Here is a 6,565-nt window from a genome sequence, read left to right as displayed (position 1 = left end):
GTGAGGGGCGGGCCGTCGACGACCGAGATCCGCCACAGGGGGTCGATCATCGCGGAGCCGCGTTCCACCACGAGGTGACGCTGCGCGTGATGAGGCAACCGTCCGTCGCACCACCGGCATATCCGCTTACGTTCTTCCCGCTGCGGGTCACCGGACCGAACGGTGACCGCCGTCACGGGAGAACGGGGGTGTGCTCATGCGGATCGGACTGCTCACAGAGGGTGGCTACCCGTACGCCTCGGGTGAGTCCGGGCTCTGGTGCGACCGGCTCGTCCGCGGGCTCGCCCCCCACGAGTTCGACATCTACGCCCTCGGCCATGACGCCCGCCGGGAGGCCGGCGACCGGGTGCCGCTCCCGCCCAACGTGCGCAGCGTGCGCACCGCCGGCCTCGGGCCCCGAGACCATGACGGACGGGACTACGGGCGGCCCTACGGGGGGGATTACGGGCGTGGTCACGGGCGTGGCCACGGGCGTGGGCTCGGCCGCCGCGAACGGCGCCGTTTCGAGGCCGCGTTCCGGGACCTCGTCGACGGCATCTGCGCCGAACCGGGCGCCGCGCCCACCGCCGGCGACGAGGCCGGCGAGCGGTTCGCCGCCGGTCTCTACGGACTCGCCGAACTCGCCCGCGACCACGGTGGACTGCCCACCGCGCTCCGCTCCGAGTCCGCCGTCCGCATCCTGGAGTCCGCCTGCCGCGCCCCCGGCGCCCGTCGCGCCGTCGCCGCCGTCACCGTCCCCGACCAGCTCGCCTTCACCGAACAGTTGGAGCGCGCCCTGCGCCCGCTCTCCCTCCCCTGGTACGGCGAGGAGGACGACCCGGACGCCACGGGCCCGGACGGAGCGGGCGGAGCGGGCGGCCTCGGCCTCGTCGACCTCTGCCACGCGGCCTCCGCCGGCGCGGCCGCCCTTCCGGGCCTGCTGGCCAAACGCTTCTTCGGTACCCCGCTGCTCGTCACGGAGTACGGCGTCCAGCTCCGCGCCCACTACCTCGCCGCCACCGGCGCCTCCCTCGCCACTCCCGTACGCGCCCTGCTCGCCGCCTTCCACGGACGGCTCGCCGGCGAGGTCTACCGGCAGGCGGCCCTGCTCACCCCCGGCAACACCCATGCCCGCCGCTGGCAGGAGAGGTGCGGCGCCGACCGCTCCCGGCTCCGCACCGTCTACCCCGGCATGGACGCCGAACGGTTCGCCGAGGTCGGCGAGGACGAGGAGAGCGGCGACCCGGCGACCCTCGTCTGGATCGGCCGGGTCGAGCCCGCCAAGGACCTCGTCGCCCTGCTCCACGCCTTCGCCGAGGTGCGGCGCCGACAGCCCGACGCCCGGCTGAGGATCATCGCCGCGCCGGTCCGCGAACCGGGCGCCGCCGCCTATCTGGCGCACTGCCGGGGCCTCGCCGAACAGCTCTTCCCCGACGAGGCGGCGGGCCGGCACGCCGTCGGCGAGAACCCCGTCTCCTTCGAGGAACTCGGCGGACCCGAGGCCCCCACGCTGGAGGACGCCTACGCCGCCGGCGCGGTCGTCGTCCTCTCCAGCGTCGTCGAGGGCTTCCCGGTCGGCCTGGTCGAGGCGATGTTCTGCGCCCGGGCCACCGTCTCCACGGACGTCGGCGCGGTCGTCGAGGTCATCGGCGGCACCGGACTCGTCGTGCCCCCGCGCAACCCCAAGGCGCTCGCGGACGCCTGCCTCGCCCTTCTGCGCGACCCCGAGCGCCGGTACCGGCTCGGCGCGGCGGCCCGCGCCCGCGCCCTGGAACTGTTCACCGTGGAGCAGAACCTCGCCGCGTTCCGCGGCATCTACCTCGAACTTCTCTCCCACTCGCCGGTCCGCCGCCGGGTCACCAGCGGCGTGCCCTTCGCCCACCCGGCCGAGGCCCACCTGCCCGGCATCTGGGCGGACCAGCCGGTCACCGCCGCGGCCGGCGCGGGAGACCCCGATGCCTGAAGGAGGCACATCCATGCGCGGCCCCGCCGCCCCCACCAGCCCCGGCCCCTGGGACTCGCGCTCCGAGGCCCTGCTCAAGGCCCCGGCACTCGCGCCGGCCGGCCCCGGCGCCCCTGCCGAAGCGATTCAGCAGCCGGACACCGCCCCCCGGCGACCGGATCCCGCGCCCGCCCCGGCGCCTGCCGCGCCACCTGCGTCCGCCCCGGCTCCGGTCTCCGCCGGCGCGGTCACGGCAGGTGCACCGGCTCCTGCCTCTACCTCTGCCTCGGCTTCCGCCCCGCCCTCCGCCTCCGGGACGGCCGCGCCACCTGCGTCCGCCCCGGCTCCGGTCTCCGTCCCGGGCTCTGCCCTCGCCTCCGCCCCGGCTCCCGCCTCCGCGTCCCCCGCAGGCGGGCTGCGGGCCCGGCGTGGGCCCGCCGACCCCGTCAAGGCCCTGATGCACCGTCACCGCGACCTGTGCGAGCGGGCCGTCGACGCGCTGGAGATCGCCGCCGGACTGGAGGCGCACGGGGTGACCGACCGCACCGCCGCCCGCTTCCGGCACCGGGACGTCTTCTCCCTCGCCGAGGAGCTCTACGCCCGCGTGCCCCGCGGCGCCGGCACACCCACCCGGACCGGCCCCGACCCGGCGGCCGGCACCCGGCTCGGGGTCTGGGCGCTCGCCGCCTGCGCCCCCGGCGCCGTCGCCGCCCTCGCCACCGCCGGACTCGCCCTCGCCACGGGGACACTCCGCCTCGTCGTGGGCGCCCTCGGGGCCCTCGGCCTGGCCGCCGCGCTGCTCCTCGCCGCCCGCCGCGGCCCGCTGCGCGCCACCGCCCGCGGTACGGCCGCGCCGCTGTGGACCCTGGGGCTGCTCGGCTACGCGGCCGTCGGTGACGGGTTCCTCGATCAGGTGCTCACCGGCGGACCGGACACGGCACCCGCACTCGTCACCGTCCTCGACGGCCCCGCCGAGGGCGGCTGGGCCTTCGACACCGGACCGCTCCTCGCGCTGGCCCTCTCCGTCGCCCCCGCCGCCTGGTGCGCCCGCCTCTTCGCGGCCGGCGCCCGCCGCAGGCTCGCCGCGAGCCGCGGCCTGGACGACTTCGCGGCGGGCACCCGCCCCCTGCTCCTCGGGACGGTCGCCCTCCACCTCGCCGCGCTCACCGGGCTGCTCGCCCTCACCGGCTTCCACCCGGGCGCGCTCGCCCTCGGCACCCTGCTCCTGGTCGCCCGGCTGCTCGCCGTCCACGGCTTCCCCGACGTCGCCTCCGGCGCCCTCGCCGCCGCCTGCGCGGCCGAGGCCCTCGCCCTCTCCTGCGTCCTCACCGCCCGCCTGCCGGGCTTCGAGGCCCTCGGCACCCCGGTCCGCGCGCTCGTCGACCTGGCGGGACCCGCGGCCGTACCCACGCTGATCTGCGGCGGCGCGGCCCTCGCCCTGCTCGTCCACGCCACCGGGGCGCTCTCCCGCGCCTCGGCCCACGCCGGCACCCGCCCGCCCGCATGAGGCCCTCCCCATGCCCCCCCACGCATGACCCCCCACGCATGACCCCCAAGCCTGACCCGCCCCGGCGCACCCGCGGAGCCGACGCCGCGGGCACGCCCGCCCGTGATCCCTCCCAAGGAGACGAAAGAGACATGACGCCCCAACCCCACGCCACGGCCGGTCGGCACGAAGGGGGCGCACGATGAGGGTGCTGCTGCTCGGAGCCAACGGATTCATCGGCCGCTTCGTCGCCGACCGACTCCTCGCCGACCCGGCGGTGCACCTCACCGCCCTCGGCCGCGGCGACGACGCCGACGTCCGGTTCGACCTCGCCACCGGCAGCCCCGGCGCGCTGACCCGGTTCCTCGACGCCGTCCACCCCGGAGTCGTCGTCAACTGCGCCGGAGCCACCCGCGGCGGCGCCCGCGACCTGACCCGGCACAACACCGTCGCCGTCGCCACCGTCTGCGAGGCCCTGCGCCGCAGCGGCTGCGGCGCCCGCCTGGTCCAGGTCGGCTGCGCCTCCGAGTACGGGCCCAGCCAGCCCGGCTCGTCCACCGCGGAGGACGCGGTGCCCCGCCCCGGCGGCCCGTACGGCGTGTCCAAGCTGGCCGCGACCGAGCTCGTCCTCGGCTCCGGCCTGGACGCGGTCGTGCTGCGGGTCTTCTCGCCGGTCGGCCCCGGCACCCCGGCCGGCTCCCCGCTCGGCCGGCTCGCCGAGGCCATGCGCCGGGCCATGCAGGCCGGTGACGGCGAGCTGAAGCTCAGCGGCCTCGGCGTGCAGCGCGACTTCGTCGACGTCCGCGACGTGGCCAGGGCCGTGCACGCCGCCTCGCTGTCCGCCGCCCAGGGCGTGGTCAACATCGGCACCGGCCGGGCCGTGAAGCTCCGCGACGCCGCCGCCGTCCTGGCCCGCGTCGCCGGATACGGCGGCCAGCTCCACGAGCTGGACGGTCCGCCGCCGCGCCCGATGATCGGTGCCCCGCGCTCCGAGGCCACCATCGCCGAACAACTGGCCGCCGCCCCCTACCCGTACCCGGACGGCTGCGGACCCTGGCAGCAGGCCGACGTCCGCACCGCGCGCGACCGGCTCGGCTGGCGGCCCCGGATCAACCTGGAGGAGTCCCTGGCCGACATCTGGATGGAGGCGGCATGCCGCATCTGACCACCGCGGGGACCGTCACCGAGACCGGCCTCGGCGTGCCGGGGTACGCGCATCCGCTGCTCGCCCCCGTCGAATGGGCCGAACTCACCCGCCCCGGGACGCCCGTCCACTGGGTCGTCCTCAATGTGGCCGAGGGGCCGGGCGACCGGCCCGACCCGCACTGCCTGGAGGCGGCGGGCCGGCTCCGCAACGCGGGCGTCAGGGTGCTCGGCCACCTCGACCTGCGGCACGGCTCCCGGCCCTTCGGCGAGCTCGTCGCGGACGCCCAGCGCTTCCTCGACTGGTACAAGGTCGACGGCTACTACCTGGACCGCTGTCCCGCGGACCGGACCGACCTGCCCGGCGTGCGCCGCACCGCCGCCACGCTGGAGGCGCTCCGGGAGGGCGAGGTCCACCTCGTCCTGGGGCACGGCACCCATCCGTACCCGGGCTACGCCGAGGCCGCCGACCAGCTCGTCACCTTCTCCGGCGCCTGGACCGACTACCGCTGGTCACAGGTGGCGGAGTGGACGGCCGAATACCCGGCGGGGAAGTTCGCCCACCTCGTCCACGGGGTGCCCCGCACCCACCTGGAGGAGGCCCTGCGGATCGCCCGCTGGCAGGGGGCGGGCACGGTCTTCATGACCGACCGCCGGGGCCGTCCCGGACAAAGCGACCAATTCCACACGCTGCCCGGCTACTGGGACGAAATCGTCTCGCAGATCGGACGGGGTGTCTCGGAATGAGAAGGGGCGTGGCAGTGTTACGGGAAGAACAACCGTCTTCATGACATCCCGACCAGCAGTATTGATGAGGTCTCCGTGTCGCTGCCACCCCTGGTCGAGCCGGCTGCCGAGCTCACCGTAGACGAGGTCCGCAGGTACTCCCGCCACCTGATCATCCCGGACGTCGGGATGGACGGTCAGAAGCGTCTGAAGAACGCCAAGGTGCTCTGTGTGGGCGCCGGCGGCCTCGGCTCCCCGGCGCTGATGTATCTGGCCGCCGCCGGTGTGGGCACCCTCGGCATCGTGGAGTTCGACGAGGTCGACGAGTCGAACCTCCAGCGTCAGATCATCCACAGCCAGGCCGACATCGGCCGGTCCAAGGCGGAGTCGGCGCGCGACAGCGTGCTCGGCATCAACCCGTACGTGAACGTGATCCTTCACGAGGAGCGGCTCGAGGCCGACAACGTGATGGACATCTTCAGCCAGTACGACCTGATCGTCGACGGCACGGACAACTTCGCGACCCGCTACCTGGTCAACGACGCCTGCGTGCTGCTGAACAAGCCGTACGTGTGGGGCTCCATCTACCGCTTCGACGGCCAGGCATCGGTCTTCTGGTCCGAGTACGGCCCCTGCTACCGCTGCCTCTACCCGGAGCCCCCGCCGCCGGGCATGGTCCCCTCCTGCGCCGAGGGCGGCGTCCTGGGCGTGCTGTGCGCGTCCATCGGCTCCATCCAGGTCACCGAGGCCATCAAGGTCCTCGCGGGTGTCGGCGAGCCGCTGGTCGGCCGCCTGATGATCTACGACGCCCTGGAGATGCAGTACCGCCAGGTCAAGGTCCGCAAGGACCCCGACTGCGCGGTCTGCGGCGAGAACCCGACCGTCACCGAGCTCATCGACTACGAGGCGTTCTGCGGCGTCGTGTCCGAGGAGGCCCAGGAGGCGGCGCTCGGCTCCACGATCACTCCCAAGCAGCTCAAGGAGTGGATCGACGACGGCGAGGCCATCGACATCATCGACGTCCGCGAGCAGAACGAGTACGAGATCGTCTCGATCCCGGGCGCCCGCCTGATCCCGAAGAACGAGTTCCTGATGGGCAACGCCCTCCAGGACCTCCCCCAGGACAAGCGGATCGTCCTGCATTGCAAGACGGGTGTCCGCAGTGCGGAAGTCCTCGCCGTGCTCAAGTCCGCGGGCTTCGCGGACGCGGTGCACGTCGGCGGCGGCGTGATCGGCTGGGTCAACCAGATCGAGCCCGAGAAGCCGATCTACTAGGCGTTCCCGGTCAG

At 74.9% G+C, this 6,565-nt stretch carries 5 protein-coding genes; all 5 read left to right on the top strand.

Annotated features, from left to right (window positions below; genetic code table 11):
- Positions 1 to 196: 196 nt before the first annotated feature.
- The 5 genes from ABZ135_RS33725 to moeZ all read left to right on the top strand — a co-directional run bounded on the left by ABZ135_RS33725 (position 197) and on the right by moeZ (position 6,551).
- Positions 197 to 1,942 carry a DUF3492 domain-containing protein gene (locus tag ABZ135_RS33725; protein WP_356701323.1) on the top strand — a complete coding sequence of 582 codons (1,746 nt, stop codon included), beginning with the start codon at positions 197 to 199 and terminating at the stop codon, positions 1,940 to 1,942.
- A 436-nt stretch (positions 1,943 to 2,378) separates the two neighbouring features.
- Entirely contained in the window at positions 2,379 to 3,428 is a 1,050-nt protein-coding gene (locus tag ABZ135_RS33720; protein ID WP_356701321.1) for a hypothetical protein, read from the top strand.
- A 181-nt stretch (positions 3,429 to 3,609) separates the two neighbouring features.
- Positions 3,610 to 4,572, top strand: a complete 963-nt coding sequence (locus ABZ135_RS33715; RefSeq protein WP_356701320.1) for an NAD-dependent epimerase/dehydratase family protein — start codon at positions 3,610 to 3,612, stop codon at positions 4,570 to 4,572.
- Positions 4,560 to 5,297 carry a spherulation-specific family 4 protein gene (locus tag ABZ135_RS33710; protein WP_356701318.1) on the top strand — a complete coding sequence of 246 codons (738 nt, stop codon included), beginning with the start codon at positions 4,560 to 4,562 and terminating at the stop codon, positions 5,295 to 5,297. Before ABZ135_RS33715 ends, ABZ135_RS33710 begins: the two co-directional genes overlap by 13 nt.
- 75 nt (positions 5,298 to 5,372) lie before the next feature.
- Positions 5,373 to 6,551, top strand: coding sequence for an adenylyltransferase/sulfurtransferase MoeZ (moeZ, locus tag ABZ135_RS33705; protein ID WP_356701316.1), 1,179 nt, complete (start codon positions 5,373 to 5,375; stop codon positions 6,549 to 6,551).
- The last annotated feature ends 14 nt before the right edge of the window (positions 6,552 to 6,565 follow it).

The sequence above is a fragment of the Streptomyces sp. NPDC006339 genome, from assembly GCF_040612775.1.
In the GTDB taxonomy this organism is placed as follows: domain Bacteria; phylum Actinomycetota; class Actinomycetes; order Streptomycetales; family Streptomycetaceae; genus Streptomyces.
This window is presented reverse-complemented; position numbering and strand designations above follow the sequence as displayed.